The sequence below is a fragment of the Bradyrhizobium sp. AZCC 2176 genome, from assembly GCF_036924645.1.
Taxonomy (GTDB): domain Bacteria; phylum Pseudomonadota; class Alphaproteobacteria; order Rhizobiales; family Xanthobacteraceae; genus Bradyrhizobium.
On the sequence record NZ_JAZHRX010000001.1, the window covers coordinates 3,258,848 to 3,282,134 of the forward strand.

Genomic DNA, 23,287 nt, shown 5'->3' on the forward strand with positions numbered 1-23,287 from the left:
TCGCTCGGAAAACCTAGGCGGGGTCCACCAAAATCACCCTGACGTCGTTGACGTTGGTGAGCGTCGGGCCCGTCAGCACGAGATCGCCGGTGGCTGAAAAGAATGCGGTGGCATCGTTGTTGGCGAGATAGGCCGCAGGTGAGAGCCCGAGCGAGGTCATCTTCGCAAACGTCGTCTGATCGACCACGGCGCCGGCCGGATCGGTCGCGCTGCCAGCGCCGCCGTCGGCGCCGTCGGTGTCCGCGGCCAGCGCGACGATGCCTGAAGTGTCCTTCAGAAGGTCCGCCAGCGCCAGCGCATATTCCTGGTTGGGACCGCCACGGCCATTGCCGCGCACGGTCACCGTGAGTTCGCCGCCCGACAGGATCGCGATGCGCTTGCCTTCGCTCTGTGCCTTCAGCGCCAGGCGTGCATGATCGGCCGCAACATCGCGCGCCTCGCCTTCGAGATCGGCACCGAGGCCTATCACCTCATAGCCCGCGTCCTTGGCGACCTTGATGGCTGCATCGAGCGAAGCCTTGGGTTTTGCGATCATCTCGAATTGGGCGCGGGCAAACGCGCCATCGCCGGGCTTGCAGCTCTCATTCCGGGGATCTTCGAGCGCGCGCCTGACGGCATCGTCGACCGTGAGATTGTACTTCGCCACCAGCGCGCGGGCGTCCGCCAGCGTACTCGGATCCGGCACCGTCGGTCCCGATGCAATCGCGGACGGATCATCGTGCGGCACGTCGGATATCGCCAGCGTCACGATCTCGGCGGCGCGCTGTCCGGCACGGGCCAGCCGGCCGCCCTTGATCCGCGACAGATGCTTGCGGACGATATTCATCTCGCCGATCGGCGCGCCCGAACGCAACAACGCGCGGTTGACTTGCTGCTTCTGCGCGAACGAAACGCCGTCGGCCGGCGCGATCCAGTTCGCCGAGCCGCCGCCGGACAACAGCACCAGCAGCAGATCGTCAGCGGTTGCCTCCGCGGCGAGACGCAGCGTCTCGTCGGCGGCTTTCAGCCCGGCTTCGTCGGGCACGGGGTGGCCAGCCTCGACCACCCTGATCCGCCGCGTCGGCACGCCGTGGCCGTGGCGCGTGGTGGCAAGGCCGGTCAGTCGCGCGGGATCGAGCCCCAGCGTATCGAGGTAGTGCCGCTCCGCCGCAGCCGCCATCGCGGCTGCGCCCTTGCCGGCGGCGAGGCAGATTACGCGGCCTTTCGGTACGGGGCGCAGATGCGCCGAGAGCACGACGTCGGGATGCGCGGCCGCCACGGCCGCGTCAAAGATCGCACGCAAGAGGGGACGTCGGTCGGTCATGTCTGCTCGGGGACGAAGAGGGACGGGAAATCAGGTTATCCCTCCAATCGCCGCAAAAGAAAACCCCCGCGGGATGGCCGCGGGGGCGTTGCTGGCTACCAATCGATCGATAGGATTTTTCGATTAGCCGCCGACCTCGGCATCGATCACTTCGCCGAAGCGTTCCCAGGCCTCGCCTTTGAATCTATGAAGCTGGACCGCCGAAATCGGGGCAAAGTCGGTAGCGCTGGTGTTGACCTTGATGCCGGGCAGCAAGCTGCCGATCTCGAGACCTTTGATGCTGGCCGCCTGCTTCATGACGTTCTCGCGGGTGAGATTGTCGCCGCAGGCTTTGAGCACATGCACGAGCCCCTGGGCGACCGTGTAGCCGTACATGACAAAGCTATCGATCCTGTTGGCCTCGGGGTAGTACTTGGCCAGAAATTCGTCAAAGGCTTTCATGCCGGGGTCGTTCTTCCACTCCGGATCAGACGTATCCTTGAGGTAGTTGGACGAGATGATGCCCTGCGCGTTCTCGAAGCCGGCCGGCTTGATCACGCTGCCGATCGAAGAGGAGACACTGTTGAGAAAGTGCAGCGGATTCCAACCGATCTCCGCATTCTTCTTGATCGCCTGCGCCGCGAACTTCGGCGTGGTGATGTTGATAAACACGTCGGCGCCGGAAGCCTTCAGCTTGACGATGTGGGAATCGATGGTCGGTTCGGAGACTTCGTAGCTTTCCTCCAGGACGATCATCGATGAGGCCTTGGCGCCGAGCCCGTCCTTGAAGCCTTTCAGATAATCCTTACCGTAATCGTCGTTCTGGTAGAGAATTCCGACCTTGGCATCCGGCTTGTTCTTCAGAATATACTTGGCGTAGATCTGCGTTTCGCTCTGGTAGTTGGGCTGCCAGCCCATCGTCCACGGGAAGTTCTTCGGATCGTTCCACTTGGTGGCGCCGGTGGCGACGAACAGTTGCGGCACCTTCTTGCTGTTCAGGTATTTCTGAATCGCGGTGTTTGGCGGCGTGCCGAGTGGATTGAAGACAACCAGGACTTCATCGCTCTCGACCAGCTTGCGCGCCTGCTCCACCGTCTTCGGCGGGCTGTAGGCGTCGTCGTAGCTGATGAAGTTGATCTTGCGGCCGTTGATGCCGCCCTCGGCATTGATCTTCTTGAAATACGCATCCTCGGTCTTCGCGATCACGCCATAAGCGGAAGCAGGGCCGCTATAAGGCATGATGTTGCCGATCTTGATCTCGGTGTCGGTTGCGCCGGTATCGTATTTCTTCTGCGCGAGAACGCCGCTCGACGATGCAGCTAGCAATCCAAGCGCAGTCGAAAGAACTGCAAGTTTTTTTAATGCGGACATTTCTGTCTCTCCCTTTTCATTTAAACAAAGCTGGTCGTCAGGCTTCCTTGAAAGAAGCTCTTTAGCGTCGCGTGCTTACCATCTTGCCGGAAGCCTCACAACAAAAAGCCCCTGCGGCAAAGCCGCAGGGGCTGCGTGCTTGGTAGGCGAAGCCGGCGCGTCAGCCGCCGACGTCATCCGAGAGAATTTCGCCGAAGCGTTCCCACGTCTCGCCCTTTAACCTCATCAGTTGGACCTGCGAGATAGGTGCAAAGTCGGCCTCCGACGTGTTGACCTTGATGCCCGGCAGCAAGCCGCCGAGCTCGAGGTTCTTGATACTCGCGGCCTGCTTCATGACGTTGGCGCGTGTGAGATTGTCGCCGCTCGCCCTTAACACATGCTCGAGGCCCTGTGCCACGGTATATGCATACATCACGAAGATGTCGGAACGATTGGCTTCCGGGTAATATTTGTCCAGGAATTCGTTCCACGCCTTCATGCCGGCATCGTTCTTCCACTCGACATCCGTCGGATCCTTCAGGTAGTTCGAAGAGATGATGCCTTGCGAATTCTCAAAGCCCGCAGGCTTGATAACGCTGCCGATCGAGGAAGAGACGCCGTTGAGGAAGTGCAGCGGCTTCCAACCGATCTCCTGGTTCTTCTTGATCGCCTGCGCGGCAAACTTCGGCGTGGAGATGTTGAAGAAGACGTCGGCGCCGGTCGCCTTCATCTTGACGATGTGAGAGTCGATGGTCGGCTCGGAAACCTCGTAGCTTTCCTCAATGACAATCATCGAGGCGGCCTTGTCGCCGAGACCGTCCTTGAAGCCCTTCAGATAGTCCTTGCCGTAGTCGTCGTTTTGATAGAGCACGGCGATCTTGGCGTCCGGCTTGTTCTTCAGAATGTACTTCGCATAGATTCGGGATTCGCTCTGGTAGTTGGGCTGCCATCCCATGGTCCAGGGGAAGTCCTTCGGATCGTTCCACTTGGTGGCGCCGGTGGCGACAAACAGTTGCGGCACCTTCTTGCTGTTCAGGTACTTCTGGATTGCGGTATTCGGCGGAGTGCCCAGCGGATTGAAGACGAGCAGGACTTCGTCGCTCTCGACCAGCTTGCGCGCCTGCTCCACGGTCTTCGGCGGGCTATAGGCGTCGTCATAGCTGACGAAGTTGATCTTGCGGCCGTTGATGCCGCCCTCGGCGTTGATCTTCCTGAAATAGGCCTCTTCGGTTTTTCCGATCACGCCGTAGGCCGAGGCCGGCCCGCTGTAGGGCATGATATTGCCGATCTTGATCTCGGTGTCGGTGGCGCCGGTGTCGTATTTCTTTTGTGCCAATGCGCCGCTGCTGGTCGCGGCAAGCAATGCGAGGGCAGCAGCAAAAGCTCCCAGTCGCAAGTTGATAACGGACATTTTGATCTCCCTGGGATCACGATGGATGTGTCATCTTCTTTTTGATTGGAGCGCTTGGCGGCTCTTTGGGGATATTGAATACCTTTCGGCCCCGTCCAGCAACAGAAAGCCCCCCGCGACGGCGTCGCGGGAGGCGATATTTAGTCTGATCCTCCGGGAAACTACCGTCCGGCGGAATATTGGTTAATGGCTGGGCTCGCCGCTGATGACCTCACCGACATATCCCATCTCTCACCCTTGAAGCGCATCATCTGAAGTTGCTCGATCGGCGCGAAGTCGGTGGCTGAGATTACTTCTTCAGTTTTCCGATGAGGTGCTGGGCGACCATCGCGACCTGCCTGGCTCCGTGTGGCACGAGGAAGATGACGAGGAACAGAAGCACGCCGAATACGGCGCCCGAGAGGCCTTTGGAGATTCCCTCCGCGATATTCGGCACGAAGATGATGAATGCAGAACCGACGATCGATCCCGGCAGCCAGCCGACGCCGCCGACGACCATGCCGAGGAACAGCGAGATCGCAAGCACTATGGTGTAGCCGTCGGGTGCCACGAACTGCACCGCGATGGCGCCGAGCCCGCCGGCAACGCCGGTGATGCCGGCCGAGACGCCGAACGCCAGCGTCTTGTACAGCGCGACGTCGACGCCCATCGCGGAGGCTGCGATCTCGTTGTCGCGGATCGCCATGAAGGCGCGGCCCGAGCGCGACCGCAGCAGGTTGACCGATGCGATATAGATTCCGATCGTGATCACGAGCGTGAAATAATACAGCCACATGTCCTGCGACATCGGCAGGCCGAACGGCGCATCGGGCTTGGTCACGACCAGGCCCTGGACGCCGCCGGTCCAGTGCTCGAAGAAGCCGAGCTTGAGCAACTGCGGCATTGCGGTGGCAAGCGCGAACGTCGCCAGCGCGAGATAAACGCCGGAAAGACGCAATGCCGGCTGGCCGAAGGCGAAGCCGAAGGCAAAGCAGATGACCCCCGCGATCGGCAGCGTCAGCGCGTAGTTCATGCCGACGTGTTCCATCAGGATCGCCGACGTGTAGGCGCCGACCGCGTAAAACGCGCTCTGGCCCAGTGAGAATTGGCCGCTTCCGCCGGTCAGGATGTTCAGCGCGAGAACTGCAAGGCCGTAGATCAGGAGCATCGTCATCTGGAAGATGATGAAGTTCTTGACGAACAGCGGCGCGATGACGAGCGCGGCCAGCACCACCAGCGAGGTGCCCAGTCCCAGCGTCATGGCTCGCTTCGGAACGGCCTCGACGGCCGGTGCTTCTGTGACGACGTCTTCGACAGCGCTCATGATCAAACTCGCTTCACGATGGGCCGGCCCAGCAGGCCAGCGGGTTTGAAGACCAGGACGGTAATGATCAGCGCAAGCGCGATCGGCAGTTTCAGCTCGTTACCGACGCCGGGAATGTAGGTTCCGGCGAGATTTTCAAAGATGCCGACCAGGAAACCGCCGATCACGGCGCCGAGCGGTGAGGTCAGGCCGCCGAGCACGGCCGCGGCGAAGCCATAGAGCAGCACGCCTAACATCATGTTCGGCTCCAGGAACACGACGGGTGCGATCAGGATGCCGGCGATCGCGCCGATTGCGGACGCCATGCCCCAGCCCAACGCGATCATCCATGAGGTGTTGATGCCGACCAGCCGCGCCGATTCAGGCAGCGCGGCGGCGGCGCGCATTGCAAGACCGATCCGCGTGAACTGGAAGAAGACATAAAGTGCGATCAGCAGCAGTACGGTGACGCCGATCATGCCGGCCTGGTGGGTCGAGATCAGTTGGCTGCCGAGGAACGGCGAAGATCCAAACGGGGTGGGATACTGCTTGATGGTGAAGTCCCAGATCAGCCCGGCGACGCTGTTGATGATACCATATAGCGCAATGAAGCCGGCGACGTTGGTCAGCACCGGGGCCTTGGCGAGCGGCTTGAACAGCAGCCGCTCGATCACGATGCCGCCGGCAAAGGAAATGATCAGCGTGATCAGGAAAGCCCACCAGTAGGGTATGCCCCACTGCATCAACTGCCAGGAAATGAAGGTCGAGAACATCGCCATTTCGCCCTGGGCAAAATTCAGATGGTCGATCGCCTGGTAGATCATCACGACGGCGAGTGCCATACAGGCATAGATCGCGCCCGTGGCGATCCCGGCCAGGACTTGGTTGGTAAAAAGCTCCATTGTCCTGCTCCTCAGTAGCCGAGATAGGATTTGCGAACGTCTTCGTTGTTCGCGATGTCCTTGGCGTTGCCCGACATCACGATCTTCCCGGTTTCGATCACATAGGCCTGGTCGGCGAGCTCCAGCGCCAGTTGCGCGTTCTGCTCCACCACCAGAATGGTGACCTTGTCCTCGCGGTTGATCTTGCCGAGAATCTTGAACAGCTCGCGCACGATCAACGGCGCCAGGCCGAATGACGGCTCATCCAGCAGCATCAGTCGCGGCCGCAGCATCAGCGCGCGCGCCACCGCGAGCATTTGTTGCTCGCCGCCCGACAGCGTGCCCGCCTGCTGGGTATGCCGTTCCTTCAGCACCGGGAAGTGCTCATACATCCGCTCGATATCGGCGACGATATTCTTCTTGTCGGTGCGGGTGATGGCCCCTAACTGCAGGTTTTCCTCCACCGTCATGGTGGTGAAGGTGCCGCGGCCCTGCGGCACATGCGCAATGCCGAGACGGACCACGTTTTCGGTCGACTTGCCGGAGAGCGGCTTGCCCTCGAACTCGATCGCGCCGGTCGAACGCACCATGTTGCAGATCGCCCGCAAGGTGGTGGTCTTGCCGGCGCCGTTGGCGCCGAGCAGGGTGGTCAGCGAGCCCTCGTTGAGCGCGAACGAGAGGCCGTGAAGCGCCTGGACCTGCCCGTAATAGGCGCGGAGATCCTTGATGTTGAGCATCGCGGTCATTGGTCCTTGCTCCCCAGATAGGCTTTGATGACATCCGGGTCGGCCTGGACCTGGGCCGGTGTTCCCTCGGCGAGCTTGCGGCCGAAGTTGAGAGCGACGACGTGATCGGCGATCGACATCACCAGACCCATGTGATGCTCGACCAGCAGCACGGTCATGTGACGCTCGTCGCGAATCCGGCGGATCAAATCGCCGAGCACGTAGACTTCTTCGTGGTTGAGGCCGCCGGCGGGCTCGTCGAGCAGCAGGATCTTCGGGTCGGCGGCGAGCGCACGCGCGAGCTCAACACGCTTCTGGGTGCCGAAGGGCAGACCGGAAACCACCGTGTGGGCGACGTCATTGAGATCCAGGTAATCCAGTATCTCGTGGACCTTCTTGTTGACCTCGGCCTCGAGGCGGCGGACCTTGCCGAGCTTCAGCGAGTCGCTGACGATGTCGCTGGTGGTGCGGGAGTGCGTGCCTACGCGAACATTGTCGAGCACGGAGAGATTCGGAAACAGCGCGACATTCTGGAAGGTGCGGCCGATGCCGATCTCGGCGATCCGGTGCGGCGGGCGCGTCAGGATGCTCGCGCCCTCCATCAGGATATCGCCGGAGCTCGGCTGATAGAGTCTGGAGAGACAGTTGAACAGCGTCGTCTTGCCGGCGCCGTTCGGTCCGATCAGGCCGAGGATTGCGCCTTTGTGCATGTCAAAGGACACGCCATTCAACGCGATGATGCCGCCGAACACGACGCTGACGTCGCGAACCGCGAGCAGGGGGGCACTTCCCTGCGCGAGCTGTGCCTGCGTCATCGCGCCCCGCCCGCTCTGATCACGGAGCGGGAAAGACCTTGCGAATGGTTTCGCCGGTCGTGATGAAGGCTATCTGATCCCCTCGGCCAAACGTGCAACTTTCCCTCCTGGTTTCGACTTCTTGTTCTCTGTTTTTTTTGATTGCGGGGCTGCGCCACCCAACGCTGCCTCGATGTTCCTTACCATCGTGACAAGGCGAGGTCCAATGTCGTTGATCAAGCGATCTTCCGTGAAGCGGAAAGCAGGCGCACCGCAATTAAAGGCATACGGTCCGGTTCCGTCATTGAGCTTCAACGCCACACCTACCGCGTGCACGTCCTCTTGCCATTCACCTGCGGAGATCGTGAATCCGTGACGCGCAACCATTTCCCCCGCGCGTTCGATGCCGTCGCGCATCCGCGACCAGCGGCTACCGTAATGATCGCGCAGTTCGCGCAACAAGGTGGCGCGCTCATCCTCGGGCAGCGCCCAGATATAGGCGCGCCCCATCGCGGTAGTCGCAATCGGTACGCGCGAACCGACGTCGAGCTGCACACCGAGTAGCCCGGTACGGCTCTGCCCGAAATAGATCATGCTGTGGCGGTCACGTCCGCCGACGGCGACGGCGCCGCCGGTCTCGCGCATCAGTTCTTCCCGGTAGGGTTCGGACAAATGCCGAACGCCGAGATTGGCAAGGGCGGCATACCCCAGCGCCATGGCCGACGGCGCGAGCTGATACTTCTCGAACCGCGGAACGGGTGTAAGATAACCCAGCTTGGTCAGGGTATAGGTCAGCCGGGAAATGGTCGGCTTCGGCAAATTGGTACGGGCAGCGAGTTCCTGATTGCCGAGCAGCCCATCATTGGGATGAAATGCGCGCAACACATCGAGTCCGCGGGAGAGTGCGACGACGAAGCTGCGATCAGTCGCCACCTTTTTCCCTGGACGCTTCATTACCCGCTACTGCTGCTGATGAGCTCGTTGACAAGGGACGTGCTTCAAAATAACCCTCCCTGTCAAGATGTGGAATTAAATTTCGCAGTGCGAAATCGGCGAGATTGACCGTAGCCACTCAACGCAAGTCGAGCGGCATCCAAGAACAAACGATCCAGAGAACAAACGATCCAGGGAGAGTCCCGTGAGCGAAGTGGTAAAACTCGAGCGTCATGACATCATCGCCATCGTCACGGTCGACAGTCCTCCCGTCAACGCGCTGAGCGCTGCGGTGCGCGGCGGCATCTTCGAATGCATGAAGAGCGCGATCGCCGATGCCGAAGTGAAGGCCATCGTGCTGACCTGCGGCGGCCGCACCTTCATTGCCGGCGCCGACATCACCGAATTCGGCAAGCCGCCGAAGCCTCCGGGGCTCGCCGAAGTACTTGTCCTGATGGAGAACTCGCCGAAGCCGATCGTTGCCGCCATTCACGGCACTGCGCTCGGCGGCGGTCTGGAAGTCGCGCTGGCATGCCACTACCGCGTGGCGACCAAGGAGGCCAGACTCGGCCTGCCCGAAGTGAAGCTCGGCCTTCTGCCCGGTGCCGGCGGCACGCAGCGGCTGCCGCGCGCGGTCGGCCCTGAACTTGCGGTCAAGATGATCGTCAGCGGCGATCCGATCAGCGCGGCGGAAGCCCTCAAGAACGGCCTGATCGAGGAGATCGTCGAAGGTCCGGCGGCCGGCGGCGAGGCCTTTGCGCTCAAGGTGCTGGCGGAGAAGCGCCCGCTGCGCAAGCTGCGCGACGACGACTCCAAGCTCGCGGCGGCCAAGGCCGACATCTCGATCTTCACCAATGCGGTCGCAGCGCTGACCAAGAAGGCGCGCGGGCTCGAAGCGCCGTTCGCGGCGGCAGATGCCGTGCGCGCCGCGATCGAGTTGCCGTTCGACGAGGGACTGAAGAAAGAGCGCGAAGGTTTCCTCAAGCTCGTCGCCAGCGACCAGTCGAAAGCGCAGCGCTACGCCTTCTTCTCCGAGCGCGAAGCCGCCAAGATCGCCGGCGTGCCTGAGGGCACCAAGGCGCGTCCGGTCGAGCGCGTCGCCATCATCGGCGCCGGCACCATGGGCGGCGGTATCGCGATGTCGTTCGCCAATGCCGGTATCCCGGTGACGCTGATCGAGACTGGCGAAGAGCAGCTCAAGCGCGGCATGGGCGTGATGCAGAAGAACTACGAGGCCACCGCGGCCCGCGGCGGTATCCCGGCGGATGCGCCCGCCAAGCGCATGGGACTGATCAATGGCGTCGTTGGCCTGGAGAACGTCAGGGACGCTGACCTGGTGATTGAAGCCGTGTTCGAAACCATGGCGGTCAAGAAGGAAGTGTTCGAGGCGCTCGACAAGCACGCCAAGCCGGGCGCGGTGCTGGCCTCCAACACCTCCTATCTCAACATCGACGAAATCGCGAAAGTGACAAAGCGTCCGCAGGACGTGCTCGGCATGCACTTCTTCTCGCCTGCCAACGTCATGAAGCTGTGCGAGATCGTCCGCGCCGACAAGACCGCGCCGGATGCGCTGACCACAGCGGTTTCGATCGCCCGCAAGATCGCCAAGGTTCCGGCCGTAGTCGGCGTCTGTGACGGCTTTGTCGGGAACCGCATGCTGGCCCAACGCGGCAAGCAGTCCGAGAAGCTGTTGTTCGAAGGTGCGCTGCCGCAGCAGGTCGACGCTGTCGTGACGAAGTTCGGCATGCCGATGGGCCCGTTCGCGATGAGCGATCTGGCCGGCCTCGATATCGGCTGGCGTTCGCGCAAAGATCGCGGCATCAAGTCGGAAATCGCCGACGCGCTGTGTGAGGCCGGACGCTTCGGCCAGAAGACCGGCAAGGGCTACTACAAGTATGAAGGCGGCTCGCGCGCGCCGTTGCCCGATCCGGACGTCGAAAAACTGATCGACGAGACGCTGCAGCGTCTTGGCCGCAAGAAGCGCGTCGTCAGCGACGACGAGATCCTCGAGCGCATGATGTACCCGATGATCAACGAGGGTGCGCGCATCCTGGAAGAGGGCATCGCGGCGCGTCCGAGCGACATCGACGTGATCTGGCTCTACGGCTATGGCTGGCCGATCTATCGCGGCGGCCCGATGTTCTATGCCGACCAGGTCGGTCTCAAGCACATCGCCGATCGTCTCTCCTACTACGCCAAGGAGACCAACGATCCCTCGCTCGAACCGGCCCCGCTGCTCAAGCGTCTGGCCGCGGAAGGCAAGACCTTTGCGTCGCTGGCCGCGCAGTCGAAGGCGGCTTGATGGGGCACTGCTCCCACCACACGTCATTCCGGGATGGTGCGACAGCACCAGACCCGGAATCTCGAGATTCCGGGTTCGCGCGCCGCGCGCCCCGGAATGACGGCTTCCACTGAGCGCTTCCATGACCCATCCCGGCGAACAGTTCTATCCGGAAGGCGTCCGCTGGGACGATCCGATCGCGCGCGGAACGTTGCCGGACCTGTTGTCGGCGGCCGCCGCGGAATTCGGACCGCGCCCCGCTATCGAATTCCGCGACCGGCCGATCAGCTACGCTGAACTGGAAGACAAGGTCGAACTTGCCGCCAGCGCCTTTCTGCGCGCCGGCTACGGCAAGGACAGTTCGGTCGCGCTGTTCCTCGGCAATTCGCCCGACCATCCCGTCAATTTCTTCGGCGCGCTGAAGGCAGGCGCCCGCGTCGTGCATTTGTCGCCGCTCGACGGCGAGATCGCGCTGTCGCACAAGCTCACCGATTCCGGCGCGCGCGTGCTGGTCACCAGCAATCTTTCGGCGTTGCTGCCGACCGCACTGAAATTCCTGGACAAGGGCCTGCTCGACCGCCTGATCGTCTGCGAGGACGATTATTGGGGCAAGGCCGGAACGCCGCAGACGGCGCTGCCGGATAATCCGAAGATCGTCACCTGCAGCCAATTCACCGACGGCGCGGCGAAGCCCGCGCGGTGGCCGGCGATCTCGGTCGATGACGTCGCGCTGCTGCAATATACCGGCGGCACGACAGGGCTTCCAAAAGGCGCGATGCTCAGCCACGGCAATCTCACGTCCGCAGTCTCGGTCTACGACATCTGGGGCAAGCCGGCGCGCGCCGAGCGCAATGCGATCGAGCGCGTGATCTGCGTGCTGCCGCTGTTCCACATCTATGCGTTGACCGTGGTGCTGCTGTCGTCGATCCGCCGCGGCAATCTGATTTCGCTGCATCAACGTTTTGACGTCGAGGCCGTGATGCGCGATATCGAGATCAAGCGCGCCACTTCATTCCCGGGCGTGCCGACGATGTGGATCGCGATCGCAGCACTTCCCGATCTCGACAAGCGCGATCTGTCCTCGCTGGTGTCCTGCGGCTCCGGCGGCGCGCCGCTGCCGGTCGAGGTCGCAAAAATCTTCGAGCGCCGGGTCGGCATGAAGCTGAAGAGCGGCTGGGGCATGACCGAGACCTGCTCGCCCGGCACCGCTCACCCCAAGGATGGGCCGGACAAGCCCGGCTCGATCGGCCTGATGCTGCCCGGCATCGAGATGGACGTGGTGTCGCTGGAAGACCCCACAAAACTGATGCCGGTGGGCGAAGTCGGCGAAATCAGAATCCGCGGTCCGAACGTCACCAAAGGCTACTGGAACCGGCCGAAAGAAACCGCGGAAGCCTTCGTCGGCGACCGCTTTCTCACCGGCGACATCGGCTACATGGACGCCGACGGCTATTTCTATCTGGTCGATCGCAAGAAGGACATGATCATCTCCGGCGGCTTCAACGTCTATCCGCAGATGATCGAGCAGGCGATCTACACGCACCCTTCGGTGCAGGAAGTGATCGTGATCGGCATATCAGATGACTATCGCGGCGAAGCCGCAAAAGCCTTCATCAAGCTGCGCGCGAATGCAAAGCCCTTCACGCTGGATGAATTGCGCGCCTTCCTCACCGGCAAGCTCGGCAAGCACGAGATTCCGGCGGCGGTCGATTTCGTCGACGAGTTGCCGCGCACGCCGGTCGGAAAATTGTCGCGCCACGAATTGCGCATGCAGCAATCGCCGCCGCAGGCCACCATCAAGAAAGACGTCGCGTAACCGGAATTTGGAATTATTCGCTCACAGGAGGATCCGATGGATCTCGCTTTCAGCAAGGAAGAAATCGCGTTTCGTGAGGAGGTGCGGGCCTTCTTCCGGGACAACGTGCCGCCGGAGACGCGGCGCAAGATGGTGGAGGGCCGCCATCTCTCCAAGGACGAGATGGTCGCCTGGTGGCGCATCCTGAACAAGAAGGGCTGGGGCGTCTCGCACTGGCCGAAGGAATATGGCGGCACCGGCTGGACCTCGGTACAGCACTATATCTTCAACGAAGAGCTGCAGATGCATCCGGCGCCGGCGCCGCTCGCCTTCGGCGTCAGCATGGTCGGCCCGGTCATCTACACCTTCGGCAACGAGAAGCAGAAGAAGCAGTATCTGCCGCGCATCGCCAATGTCGACGACTGGTGGTGCCAGGGCTTTTCGGAGCCCGGCTCGGGATCGGACCTCGCCTCGCTGAAGACCAAGGCCGAGCGCAAGGGCGACAAGTACATCATCAACGGCCAGAAGACCTGGACCACGCTCGCCCAGCACGCCGACATGATCTTCTGCCTGTGCCGCACCGACAGTAATGCGAAGAAGCAGATGGGCATCTCCTTCATCGTCTTCGACATGAAGTCGAAGGGCGTCACCGTGCGCCCGATCGAGACCATCGATGGCGGCCATGAGGTCAACGAAGTGTTCTTCGACGACGTCGAGGTGCCGGTCGAGAATCTGATCGGGGAAGAGAACAAGGGCTGGGACTACGCAAAATTCCTGCTCGGCAACGAACGCACCGGCATCGCCCGCGTCGGCGTCTCCAAGGAGCGGCTGCGCCGCATCAAGGAGCTCGCCTCCAAGGTCGAACAGAACGGCAAGCCCGTGATCGAGGACCAGGGTTTCCGCGAAAAGCTCGCCGCCTGCGAGATCGAACTCAAGGCGCTCGAGCTCACCCAGCTCCGCGTCGTCGCGGATGAAGGCAAGCACGGCAAGGGCAAGCCCAATCCGGCATCCTCGGTGCTGAAGATCAAGGGCTCGGAGATCCAGCAGACCACCACCGAACTGTTGATGGAAGTAATCGGCCCGTTCGCGGCGCCTTACGACGTGCACGGCGACGACGGCTCCAACGAGACCATGGACTGGACCGCCCAGATCGCGCCGAGCTACTTCAACAACCGCAAGGTCTCGATCTACGGCGGCTCCAACGAGATCCAGCGCAACATCATCACCAAGGCGGTGCTGGGGCTGTAGGCCCACCACCGTCATGCCCGGGCTTGTCCCGGGCATCCACGTCTTGTTTTGAGGATAGGAAAGTCGTGGATGGCCGGGTCAAGCCCGGCCATGACGACATAGAGGTCGGAAAGTAACGAACATGGATTTTGATTTGTCCGAGGAGCAGCGCCTTCTCAAGGAAAGCATCGACGGTCTGTTGACCGACTCCTACGATTTCGATGCGCGCAAGAAGTACCAGAAGGAGAAGGGTGGCTGGAGCAAGGCCGTCTGGAGCAAGCTCGCCGAGCAGGGCTTGCTGGGCCTGCCGTTTGCCGAAACCGATGGCGGCTTTGGCGCCGGCGCGGTCGAGACCATGATCGTGATGGAGGCGCTCGGCAAGGCGCTGGTGCTGGAGCCGTATCTCGCCACCGTGGTGGTCGGCGGCGGCTTCCTGCGCCATGGCGGCTCGGCCGAGCAGAAGGCCGCGCATATCCCCGGCATCATCGACGGCAGCAAGACTTTTGCATTTGCGCAGCTCGAGAAGAACTCGCGCTATGATCTCGGCGATGTCGCAACATCAGCCAAGAAGAAGGGTTCGGGGTGGGTCATCGACGGCGAGAAATTCGTCGTGCTCAACGGCGAGAACGCCGACACCCTGATCGTGACCGCGCGCACCAAGGGCGCGCAACGCGATCGCAGCGGCATCGGCGCGTTTTTGGTGCCGGCCAATGCCAAGGGTGTCACCCGCAAGGGCTATCCGACTCAGGACGGCCTGCATGCGGCCGACATCGCCTTCACCGGCGTCGAGGTCGGCGCTGATGCCGCAATCGGCGATCCCGAGAACGGCTTGCCTTTGATCGAGCGCGTGGTGGATGAAGCCCGCACCGCAATGTGCGCGGAAGCAGTCGGCGCGATGGATGAATCGCTGAAGTCGACCGTCGAATATCTCAAGACCCGAAAGCAGTTCGGCGTGCCAATCGGCAGCTTCCAGACCCTGCAGCACCGCGCCGCCGACATGTTCGTGGCGCTCGAACAGGCCCGCAGCATGTCGATGTTTGCGACCATGGCGGCCGATTTCGACAGCGCGAAAGAGCGCGCCACCGCGGTCGCTGCCGCCAAGGTGCAGATCGGCAAATCCGGCAAGTTCATCGGTCAGCAGTCGATCCAGCTTCACGGCGGCATCGGCATGACCCAGGAAGCCAAGATCGGCCACTACTTCAAGCGGCTCACCATGATCGAGAACACCTTTGGCGACACCGACTACCACCTCCGCCGCGTCACCGACGCGGGCGGGCTGGTGTAGTTCCCCTGCCGTATCTTACCCTCCCCTGGAGGGGGAGGGTCGATGCGACCCGGCGACGCGAAGGGTCGTCCGGTAGAGCGGCGGGGTGGGGCGACGGTCTCTCCACTCGAACAGTGCCCGAGTTGAGAGACCGTCACCCCACCCCGTCTCGCATTTCGCTTCGCTCCATGCGAGCCGACCCACGAGCGAGCTCCGCTCGTCTCGGACCCCTCCAGGGGAGGGTAAGAGAAGGCGTCGCCTCCCGCATATTGACCTTCGCCGCCCAATCGGATTGCCTCTTGGCAACTAAAATGTCCCGGGGAAGCAACGTCATGTCCTTTGTGCTGGCCATCGATCAGGGCACCACGTCCTCACGCGCCATGGTGTTTCGATCAGACATCTCCATCGCCGCCACGGCGCAGCAGGAATTCCCGCAGCATTTTCCGGCGTCTGGCTGGGTCGAGCACGAGCCGGAGGACATCTGGACCTCGACAATAGCGGTCTGCCGCGAGGCGCTGGAGAAAGCCGGCCTGAAAGCGCAGGACATCGCCGCGATCGGCATCACCAACCAGCGCGAGACCACCGTGGTGTGGGACCGCGCGACGGGTCAGGCGGTGCACCGCGCCATCGTCTGGCAGGACCGCCGTACCGCCGACATCTGCGCTAAACTAAAAGCCGAGGGCCACGAGCCTGCGATTTCGGCCAAGACCGGCCTGATCATCGATCCCTATTTCTCCGGAACCAAAGTCGCCTGGATCCTCGACCACGTCCCGGGCGCGCGCGAACGCGCGCGTAGCGGCGAGCTGATGTTCGGCACCGTCGATTGCTATCTGCTGTGGCGCCTGACGCGCGGCAAGGTGCACGCGACCGACGCCACCAACGCTTCGCGCACGCTGCTGTTCAACATCCACACCGGCGAGTGGGACGACGAGCTCTTAAAGCTCCTGCGCGTGCCGCGCTCGATGCTGCCCGAGGTAAAAGACTCCTCCGCCAAATTCGGCGATAGCGACCCAAGCCTGTTTGGCGGCTCGATCGCGATTTCAGGCATCGCCGGTGACCAGCAGGCGGCGACCATCGGCCAGGCCTGCTTCACGCCCGGCATGATCAAATCGACCTACGGCACCGGCTGCTTCGCGCTCCTCAACACCGGCACTACGCCGGTCGCCTCGAAGAACAAGCTGCTCACAACCATTGCCTATCAACTGAACGGCAAGCGCACCTATGCGCTCGAAGGCTCGATCTTCGTCGCAGGAAGCGCGGTGCAGTGGCTGCGCGACGGCCTCGGCATCATCAAGCAGGCGTCGGAGACCGGCCCGCTTGCCGACAAATCCGATTCCATGCAGAGCGTCTATCTGGTGCCGGCCTTCGTCGGCCTCGGCGCGCCTTACTGGAACCCCCGCGTCCGCGGCGCATTGTTCGGCCTCACCCGCAACACCGGCCCGGCCGAACTGGCGCATGCTGCGCTGGAAAGCGTCTGCTACCAGACTTTTGACCTCTGGGCCGCGATGCGCGCCGACTGGCCGGATGCGACCGCCGCCAACATCGTACTCCGCGTCGACGGCGGCATGACGGCGTCGGACTGGACCATGCAGCGCCTCGCCGACCTGCTCGACGCCCCGGTCGATCGCCCGATGATCCAGGAGACCACCGCGCTCGGCGCCGCCTATCTCGCGGGACTGCAGGCCGGCGTCTATCCCGAACCCGCAAAGTTCGCCGACAACTGGCGGCTGGAGCACCGCTTCAAGCCGGCGATGAGCGTGGCGACGCGTGAGCGCAAGCTGGCCGGATGGGCGAGGGCGGTGAAGGGCGTCCTGGCAAGCGATGAGGGGGAGTAGCGTCGGATGATCCTGCCCGACGGCCATTCCGACGTCCCTGCCGGCAAGATCGCCGCCGTCGTCACGCATCTGGAAATGACCGCGCGCCCCGCGCCGCGTTCCGATCCCGCAGGCTCGTGGTCGCTACGGCGGGTCGATGTTCTCGCGCTCGACTGGTTTCGTGATCTCTATTGTCGCGTCGGCCAGCAATGGCTGTGGATTTCAAGGATGCGGATGTCCGACGCGGAATTGGCTGCGATCATTCAATCGCCGCGGGTGGAGGTCTACGCGCTGGCCCACGAGGGACACGACGAAGGCTTGCTCGAACTGGATTTTCGCGAGCCCGGACAATGCGAACTCGTCTCTTTCGGGGTCACCGAAAAACTTGTCGGAACGGGTGCCGGCCGCTGGCTGATGAACCGCGCACTGGAGCTCGCATGGTCGCGGCCGGTTACGCGCGTCTGGCTGCACACCTGTACCTTCGATCATCCCGCCGCGCTCGCCTTCTACCAGCGCTCGGGCTTTCGTCCATTCCGGCGGCAGGTCGAAATCGTCAACGATCCGCGGCTCAATGGAACAGTGCCGCGCGACGTGGCGCGGCATGTGCCGATTATTGAGTAATGGGTGTCGTCGCACACTCAAGCGTCATCACCGGGCTTGTCCCCGATGATACACGTCTTACGTTCCTGGGTAGGAGCCAAAGACATTGGATGGCCGGGTCAAGCCCGGCATGACAAGTGGGGAGAGCACAACGAACATGATCCTGATCGGCCAATTCGATTCCCCCTTTGTCCGCCGCGTCGCCATTGCGATGCGGCTCTATGGCATCGCCTTCGAGCATAAGCCGTGGTCGACCTTCGGCGACGCTGACAAGATCGCACCCTATAATCCGCTGCGACGGGTGCCGACGCTGGTACTTGACGATGGCGAGGCGCTGATCGAGAGCGCGATGATCCTGGATCATCTCGATGATCGCGTCGGCCCCGAGAAAGCGATGCTTGCGCGGAGCGGCGAGGCGCGGCGGCGGCATTTGCGGATTTGCGCGCTGGCGATGGGGCTCGGCGACAAGGGCGTCAGCCTGCTGTACGAACGCGTGCTGCGCAAGGAGAAGCAACTCGATCTCTGGGTCGAGCGCTGCAAGTCGCAGATATCAGGTGTGCTGGAGGTGCTGGAAAAGGAGCGCGCTGATGTCAAGACGCCGTACTGGTTCGGCGAAAACATCGGCCACGCCGATATCGCGGTCGCCTGCGTGCTGCGCTTCACCGGCGAGGCGCATCCCGCGCTGTTCGACATGCGCTATCCTGCGCTGAAGGCGCATGCCGAGCGTTGCGAGGCGCTGCCGCCGTTCAAGGAAATCGTCCAGCCACTGGCGCCGCCGAGCGGCGATTGAGCTGGACGGGGCCGCGCCCGGCCACGGCCGCGGTGCCGGGCCCAATCCTACTTTGCATGGGGTTGTTTTCGCGATTTTTTTCGGCCGGGTGCGGCGCGTCCGGGGAGTCGTGCCGCCGGACGGCGAGCCTCGCTTTCACACCTTATGCCGCATCGCCTCCGGCGTGTCCGGCTGCGCCAGCGGATGCGCTTTCGCAAATTCCGGGAGCGCCATTGCCGTCTCGAAGATGCGCTTCACGGTGGGATAGATGTTCAAATCGATCTGCTGCGTCACGGCGAAGGTGACATGCCCCACCATGCAGATATCGGCCAGCGTCGGTGCATCGCCGTGGCAGAATTTACCCGTGTCCTTGTCGCCGGCGAGATGTCCCTCCAGCGCCGCCAGCGTTTCCACGATCCAGTGCCGTCGCCATGCCGCTTGCTGCGTATCGCGCAGATTGAGTTCGTGGTCGAGATAGCGCCGCACCCGCGGCGTCAGCAGCGGATGGCCCTCGCAGGCGACCATCAGCGCCAGCGCGCGGACGCGAGCGCGGCCGTTGATGTCGGCGGGCAGCAAAGGCGGGGAGGGAAATCTCTCGTCGAGATATTCGAGGATCGCCAGCGACTGGAACAGCGTGGTGCCGTCGTCTTCGACCAGCGCCGGCAGCGCCATCTGCGGGTTGATGCGGCGATACTCGGCCTCGCGATGGGCATTGGCGTCGAGGTCGACGACGATCACCTCGGTCGGAATATTTTTCAGATTGAGCGCGATGCGCACGCGAAAACTCGCCAGCGATCGCCAGAACGAGAAGAATTTCATGAGGCCTCCGCACCTTTTCTTCCCCTCTCCCCTTGTGGGAGAGGGTGGATCAATCGTGCGAAGCACGATTGAGACGGGTGAGGGGTTCTTTCCGCGGATAGAGACCCCTCATCCGGCAGCCTTCGGCTGCCACCTTCTCCCACAAGGGGAGAAGGGAAGAAAGCAAGAAAGCAAGAAAGCAAGAAAGCGAGTTATCAGGCCCCGACGGCCTTCTTCCGCCAGGCCAGATGCACGGCACAGGTGCAGCCGGGCGGATGCGAAGCGACGTCGTTGGCGGGGACGATCTCGGCCACCGCCGGCGCCTTCGCCGCGGCCTGCTCCTGCAACGGAATATAGTTCAGCACCGGCGCCAGCCAGCGCTCGGTCTCGGCGACGCTCATGCCCTTGCGGGCGGCATAATCCTCGACCTGGTCGCGCTCGATCTTGCCGACGCCGAAATAGAAGCTTTCGGGATGCGAGAAATACAGCCCGGACACCGACGAGCCCGGCCACATCGCAAAGCTCTCGGTCAGCTTCACGCCCGCCGTGTTCTCCGCATCCAGCAGGCGGAACAGCGTCGCCTTCTCGGTGTGGTCGGGCTGCGCGGGGTAACCCGGCGCGGGACGGATGCCGGCATATTGTTCGAGGATCAACTGATCGGAGGCCAGCGCCTCGTCCGGCGCGTAGCCCCAGAATTCCTTGCGGACGCGCTGATGCATCCGCTCGGCAAAAGCTTCCGCCAGACGATCGGCCAGCGCCTTGCACAGGATCGAGGAATAATCGTCATTGGCGTTCTTGAAGCGGTCGGCGACCGCGTCCTCGCCGATCCCGGCGGTGACGACGAAGGCGCCGATATAATCCGGCACGCCCGAAGACGCGGGTGCGATGAAATCCGACAGCGCGGCGTTGAAGCGGCCTTCCCGCTTCTCCAGTTGCTGGCGCAGCGTGTGGAAGGTCGCGATTTTTTGCTTGCGGCTGTCGTCGGCATAGACGGCAATATCGTCGCCGTCGGCATTGGCCGGCCAGAAGCCGATCGTGGTGCGGGCGGTGAACCATTTCTCCTTGATGATGCGGTCGAGCATCTTGCGCGCGTCGTCATAAAGCGAGCGCGCGACTTCGCCGATCTTGGGGTCGTCGAGGATGGCCGGGAAGCGCCCGGTCAGTTCCCAGGTCTGGAAGAACGGCGTCCAGTCGATATATTCCGCGAGCTCCGCGAGGTCGTAGGCGTCAAAGCTCTTGATGCCAAGGAACGAAGGCTTCTTCGGCGGCGTCTTGGCGAAGTCGGCCTTGACGGCATTGGCGCGGGCATCCGCCAGCTTCAGCCGCTTCTTGTCGGCCTGCGCGCGGAAATGCGCCGCAGAAATTTTGGCGTATTCGGCGCGGATGTCGGCGGCGTATGCCTCGCGCTTGTCGGGCGAGAGCAGCGACGACGCCACGCCGACCGCGCGGCTGGCGTCGTTGACATGCACCACCGGGCCGCCCTTGTAGTTCGGGTCGATCTTGACAGCGGTATGGACGCGGCTCGTCGTGGCACCGCCGATCAACAGCGGCATCTTCATGCCCTGCCGCTCCATTTCGCCCGCCAGAAAACTCATCTCGTCGAGCGAGGGCGTGATCAGGCCGGACAGCCCGATGATGTCGGCGTCTTCGGCCTTGGCGGTTTCGATGATCTTGGCGGCCGGCACCATGACGCCGAGGTCGATCACCTCGAAATTATTACATTGCAGCACGATGCCGACGATGTTCTTGCCGATGTCGTGGACGTCGCCCTTGACGGTGGCGAGCACGATCTTGCCCGCCGCGTTGCGGCCGTCGCCGGTCACGCCGTTGGCGAGGTTGCGGGCCTTCTCCTCCTCCATGAACGGCATCAGATAGGCGACCGCCTGCTTCATCACGCGGGCGGACTTCACCACCTGCGGCAGGAACATTTTTCCATCGCCGAAGAGGTCGCCGACGATGTTCATGCCGGCCATCAGCGGGCCTTCGATCACGTTCAGCGGCCGCTCCACCGTCAGGCGCGCGGCCTCGGTGTCCTCCTCGATGAATTCGGTAATGCCGTGCACCAGCGCATGCGACAGCCGCTTCTCGACCGGCCATTCGCGCCAGGCAAGATCCTGCTCCTTGGTCTGCTTCTCCTTGCCGCGGAATTTTTCCGCCAGCGTCAAGAGCCGCTCGGACGCGCCGGGGTCGCGGTTGAGGATGACGTCCTCGCAGACCTGCCGCAACTCGGGATCGATGTCGTCATAGACGATCATCTGCCCGGCATTGACGATGCCCATGTCCATGCCGGCGTGAATCGCGTGATACAGGAACACCGAATGCATCGCCTCGCGCACCGGCTCGTTGCCGCGGAACGAAAACGAGAGATTCGACACGCCGCCGGAGATGTGCGCATGCGGCAGATTCTGCCGGATCCAGCGCGTCGCCTCGATGAAGTCGACGCCGTAATTGTTGTGCTCGTCCAGCCCGGTCGCGATGGCAAAGATATTCGGATCGAAGATGATGTCCTCGGGCGGAAAGCCGACCTCGTTGACCAGGATGTCATAGGCGCGCTTGCAGATTTCGGTCTTGCGCGCAAACGTGTCCGCCTGTCCGACCTCGTCGAATGCCATCACCACGACGGCGGCGCCGTGGCGGCGCGCGATCTGGGCCTCGTGGACGAACTTCTCCACGCCTTCCTTCATCGAGATCGAGTTCACGACAGGCTTGCCCTGAACGCATTTCAGGCCGGCCTCGATCACGTTGAATTTCGAGGAATCGACCATCACGGGAACGCGGGCGATGTCGGGCTCGGCGGCGACGAGATTGAGGAACGTCACCATCGCCGCTTCAGAGTCGAGCAGGCCCTCGTCCATGTTGACGTCGATGATCTGCGCGCCGTTCTCGACCTGGTCACGCGCCACCTGAAGCGCCGCGGTGTAATCGCCGGCCGTGATCAGCTTGCGGAATTTGGCGGAGCCTGTGACGTTGGTGCGCTCGCCGACATTGACGAAGGGGATCGCCGGCGTCAGTTCAAACGGCTCGAGACCCGACAGCCGCAGGCGCGGCTCGATCGTGGGGATCGCGCGCGGCTTGTGCGGGGCGACGGCGGCGGCGATCGCGGCGATATGGTCCGGCGTGGTGCCGCAGCAGCCGCCGACGATATTGACGAGGCCCGCCTCGGCAAACTCGCCGATCAGCCGCGCCATGTATTCCGGCGTCTCGTCGTACTGGCCGAACTCGTTGGGCAGGCCGGCGTTCGGATAAGCACAAACCAAGGTATCGGCGACGCGGCCGATGTCGGCAATGTGGGCGCGCAGGTCTTCGGCGCCGAGCGCGCAGTTGAATCCGATGGTGATCGGCTTGGCGTGCCGCACCGAATTCCAGAACGCTTCCGGCAACTGCCCCGAAAGCAGGCGGCCCGACTTGTCGGTAATGGTGCCCGAGATCATCACGGGCACGTCGATGCCGCGCGCTTCCGTGATTTCGGCAATGGCGTAGAGCGCGGCCTTGGCGTTGAGGGTGTCGAAGATGGTTTCGACCAGCAGCATATCTGCGCCGCCGTCCAGGAGGCCGTTGATCTGCTCGCCGTAGGCCTTGCGCAGATCGTCGAAAGTGACGGCGCGATAGCCGGGGTTGGAAACGTCGGGCGAGATCGACGCGGTGCGGTTGGTCGGGCCCAGCGCCCCCGCGACAAAACGGGGCTTGCCGTCCTCGGCGCTGACGCGCATCGCTGCGGCGCGGGCGAGTTTTGCGCCATCGCGGTTCAGCTCATAGGCGAGGTCCGACATGTCGTAGTCGGCCTGCGCGATCGAGGTCGAGGAAAACGTGTTGGTCGCGACGATGTCGGCACCCGCGCGCAAGTAAGCAGCATGGATGTCCTCGATCGCTTGCGGCTGCGTCAGGATCAAAAGATCGTTGTTACCCCTGACGTCGCGATGGAAGTCGGCAAAACGTTGCCCCCGAAACGCGGCCTCGTCATACTGCAGACCCTGGATCATGGTGCCCATGGCGCCGTCGAGCACCAGTATGCGCTCTCGGGCGGCGGCGAGCAGGGCAGTCCGCTTCGGCGAACTCTTGGGCGAAATCGAAACACTCATCG

Annotated in this window: 17 protein-coding genes; 7 read left to right on the top strand and 10 right to left on the bottom strand. The window is 62.8% G+C overall.

The genetic code is table 11. The features are described 5' to 3' along the window. Positions 1 to 13 precede the first annotated feature (13 nt). From V1288_RS15095 to V1288_RS15130, 8 genes are all read right to left on the bottom strand, one after another. Positions 14 to 1,303: a glycerate kinase type-2 family protein gene (locus V1288_RS15095; RefSeq protein WP_334357792.1), complete on the bottom strand. Its 1,290-nt coding sequence runs from the start codon at positions 1,301 to 1,303 to the stop codon at positions 14 to 16. Between the two features lie 123 nt (positions 1,304 to 1,426). Beyond that, complete coding sequence (locus V1288_RS15100) at positions 1,427 to 2,653, bottom strand: ABC transporter substrate-binding protein (RefSeq protein ID WP_334357793.1); 1,227 nt, start codon at positions 2,651 to 2,653, stop codon at positions 1,427 to 1,429. A gap of 160 nt (positions 2,654 to 2,813) precedes the next feature. Then, a complete protein-coding gene (locus V1288_RS15105; protein WP_334357794.1) occupies positions 2,814 to 4,043 on the bottom strand; it encodes an ABC transporter substrate-binding protein in 1,230 nt (409 codons plus the stop codon). A 289-nt stretch (positions 4,044 to 4,332) separates the two neighbouring features. Further along, positions 4,333 to 5,346: a branched-chain amino acid ABC transporter permease gene (locus tag V1288_RS15110; protein WP_334357795.1), complete on the bottom strand. Its 1,014-nt coding sequence runs from the start codon at positions 5,344 to 5,346 to the stop codon at positions 4,333 to 4,335. A 2-nt stretch (positions 5,347 to 5,348) separates the two neighbouring features. Then, positions 5,349 to 6,227 (bottom strand): branched-chain amino acid ABC transporter permease, encoded by an 879-nt coding sequence (locus V1288_RS15115; RefSeq protein WP_334357796.1) that lies wholly within the window; start codon positions 6,225 to 6,227, stop codon positions 5,349 to 5,351. 11 nt (positions 6,228 to 6,238) lie between these two features. Next, positions 6,239 to 6,952 (bottom strand): ABC transporter ATP-binding protein, encoded by a 714-nt coding sequence (locus V1288_RS15120; RefSeq protein WP_334357797.1) that lies wholly within the window; start codon positions 6,950 to 6,952, stop codon positions 6,239 to 6,241. Then, positions 6,949 to 7,746, bottom strand: coding sequence for an ABC transporter ATP-binding protein (locus V1288_RS15125; RefSeq protein ID WP_334357798.1), 798 nt, complete (start codon positions 7,744 to 7,746; stop codon positions 6,949 to 6,951). The genes V1288_RS15120 and V1288_RS15125 overlap by 4 nt, the downstream gene beginning before the upstream one ends. Before the next feature lie 69 nt (positions 7,747 to 7,815). After that, positions 7,816 to 8,679, bottom strand: coding sequence for an IclR family transcriptional regulator (locus V1288_RS15130; RefSeq protein WP_334357799.1), 864 nt, complete (start codon positions 8,677 to 8,679; stop codon positions 7,816 to 7,818). 184 nt (positions 8,680 to 8,863) lie between these two features. Between V1288_RS15130 and V1288_RS15135 the strand changes: the two genes are divergently transcribed. The 7 genes from V1288_RS15135 (at position 8,864) to V1288_RS15165 (ending at position 18,429) form a co-directional block, all read left to right on the top strand. Then, positions 8,864 to 10,960 carry a 3-hydroxyacyl-CoA dehydrogenase NAD-binding domain-containing protein gene (locus V1288_RS15135; RefSeq protein ID WP_334357800.1) on the top strand — a complete coding sequence of 699 codons (2,097 nt, stop codon included), beginning with the start codon at positions 8,864 to 8,866 and terminating at the stop codon, positions 10,958 to 10,960. 121 nt (positions 10,961 to 11,081) lie between these two features. Beyond that, positions 11,082 to 12,755, top strand: coding sequence for a dicarboxylate--CoA ligase PimA (gene pimA, locus V1288_RS15140; RefSeq protein WP_334357801.1), 1,674 nt, complete (start codon positions 11,082 to 11,084; stop codon positions 12,753 to 12,755). A 36-nt stretch (positions 12,756 to 12,791) separates the two neighbouring features. Continuing rightward, positions 12,792 to 13,982 (top strand): pimeloyl-CoA dehydrogenase large subunit, encoded by a 1,191-nt coding sequence (gene pimC, locus V1288_RS15145; RefSeq protein ID WP_334357802.1) that lies wholly within the window; start codon positions 12,792 to 12,794, stop codon positions 13,980 to 13,982. A gap of 121 nt (positions 13,983 to 14,103) precedes the next feature. Continuing rightward, positions 14,104 to 15,246 (top strand): pimeloyl-CoA dehydrogenase small subunit, encoded by a 1,143-nt coding sequence (pimD, locus tag V1288_RS15150; protein ID WP_334357803.1) that lies wholly within the window; start codon positions 14,104 to 14,106, stop codon positions 15,244 to 15,246. 311 nt (positions 15,247 to 15,557) lie between these two features. Next, positions 15,558 to 17,060, top strand: a complete 1,503-nt coding sequence (gene glpK / locus V1288_RS15155) for a glycerol kinase GlpK (RefSeq protein WP_334357804.1) — start codon at positions 15,558 to 15,560, stop codon at positions 17,058 to 17,060. Positions 17,061 to 17,066: 6 nt separating this feature from the next. Continuing rightward, complete coding sequence (locus V1288_RS15160) at positions 17,067 to 17,660, top strand: GNAT family N-acetyltransferase (protein WP_334357805.1); 594 nt, start codon at positions 17,067 to 17,069, stop codon at positions 17,658 to 17,660. A gap of 136 nt (positions 17,661 to 17,796) precedes the next feature. After that, positions 17,797 to 18,429: a glutathione S-transferase family protein gene (locus tag V1288_RS15165; RefSeq protein ID WP_334357806.1), complete on the top strand. Its 633-nt coding sequence runs from the start codon at positions 17,797 to 17,799 to the stop codon at positions 18,427 to 18,429. A 135-nt stretch (positions 18,430 to 18,564) separates the two neighbouring features. Here V1288_RS15165 and maiA read toward each other — a convergent pair whose 3' ends face one another. Both maiA and metH read right to left on the bottom strand, forming a co-directional pair. Then, positions 18,565 to 19,227, bottom strand: coding sequence for a maleylacetoacetate isomerase (gene maiA / locus V1288_RS15170; RefSeq protein ID WP_334357807.1), 663 nt, complete (start codon positions 19,225 to 19,227; stop codon positions 18,565 to 18,567). A 194-nt stretch (positions 19,228 to 19,421) separates the two neighbouring features. Beyond that, on the bottom strand, positions 19,422 to 23,285 hold the full coding sequence (gene metH, locus V1288_RS15175; RefSeq protein WP_334357808.1) for a methionine synthase: 3,864 nt from the start codon (positions 23,283 to 23,285) through the stop codon (positions 19,422 to 19,424). Positions 23,286 to 23,287 lie beyond the last annotated feature (2 nt).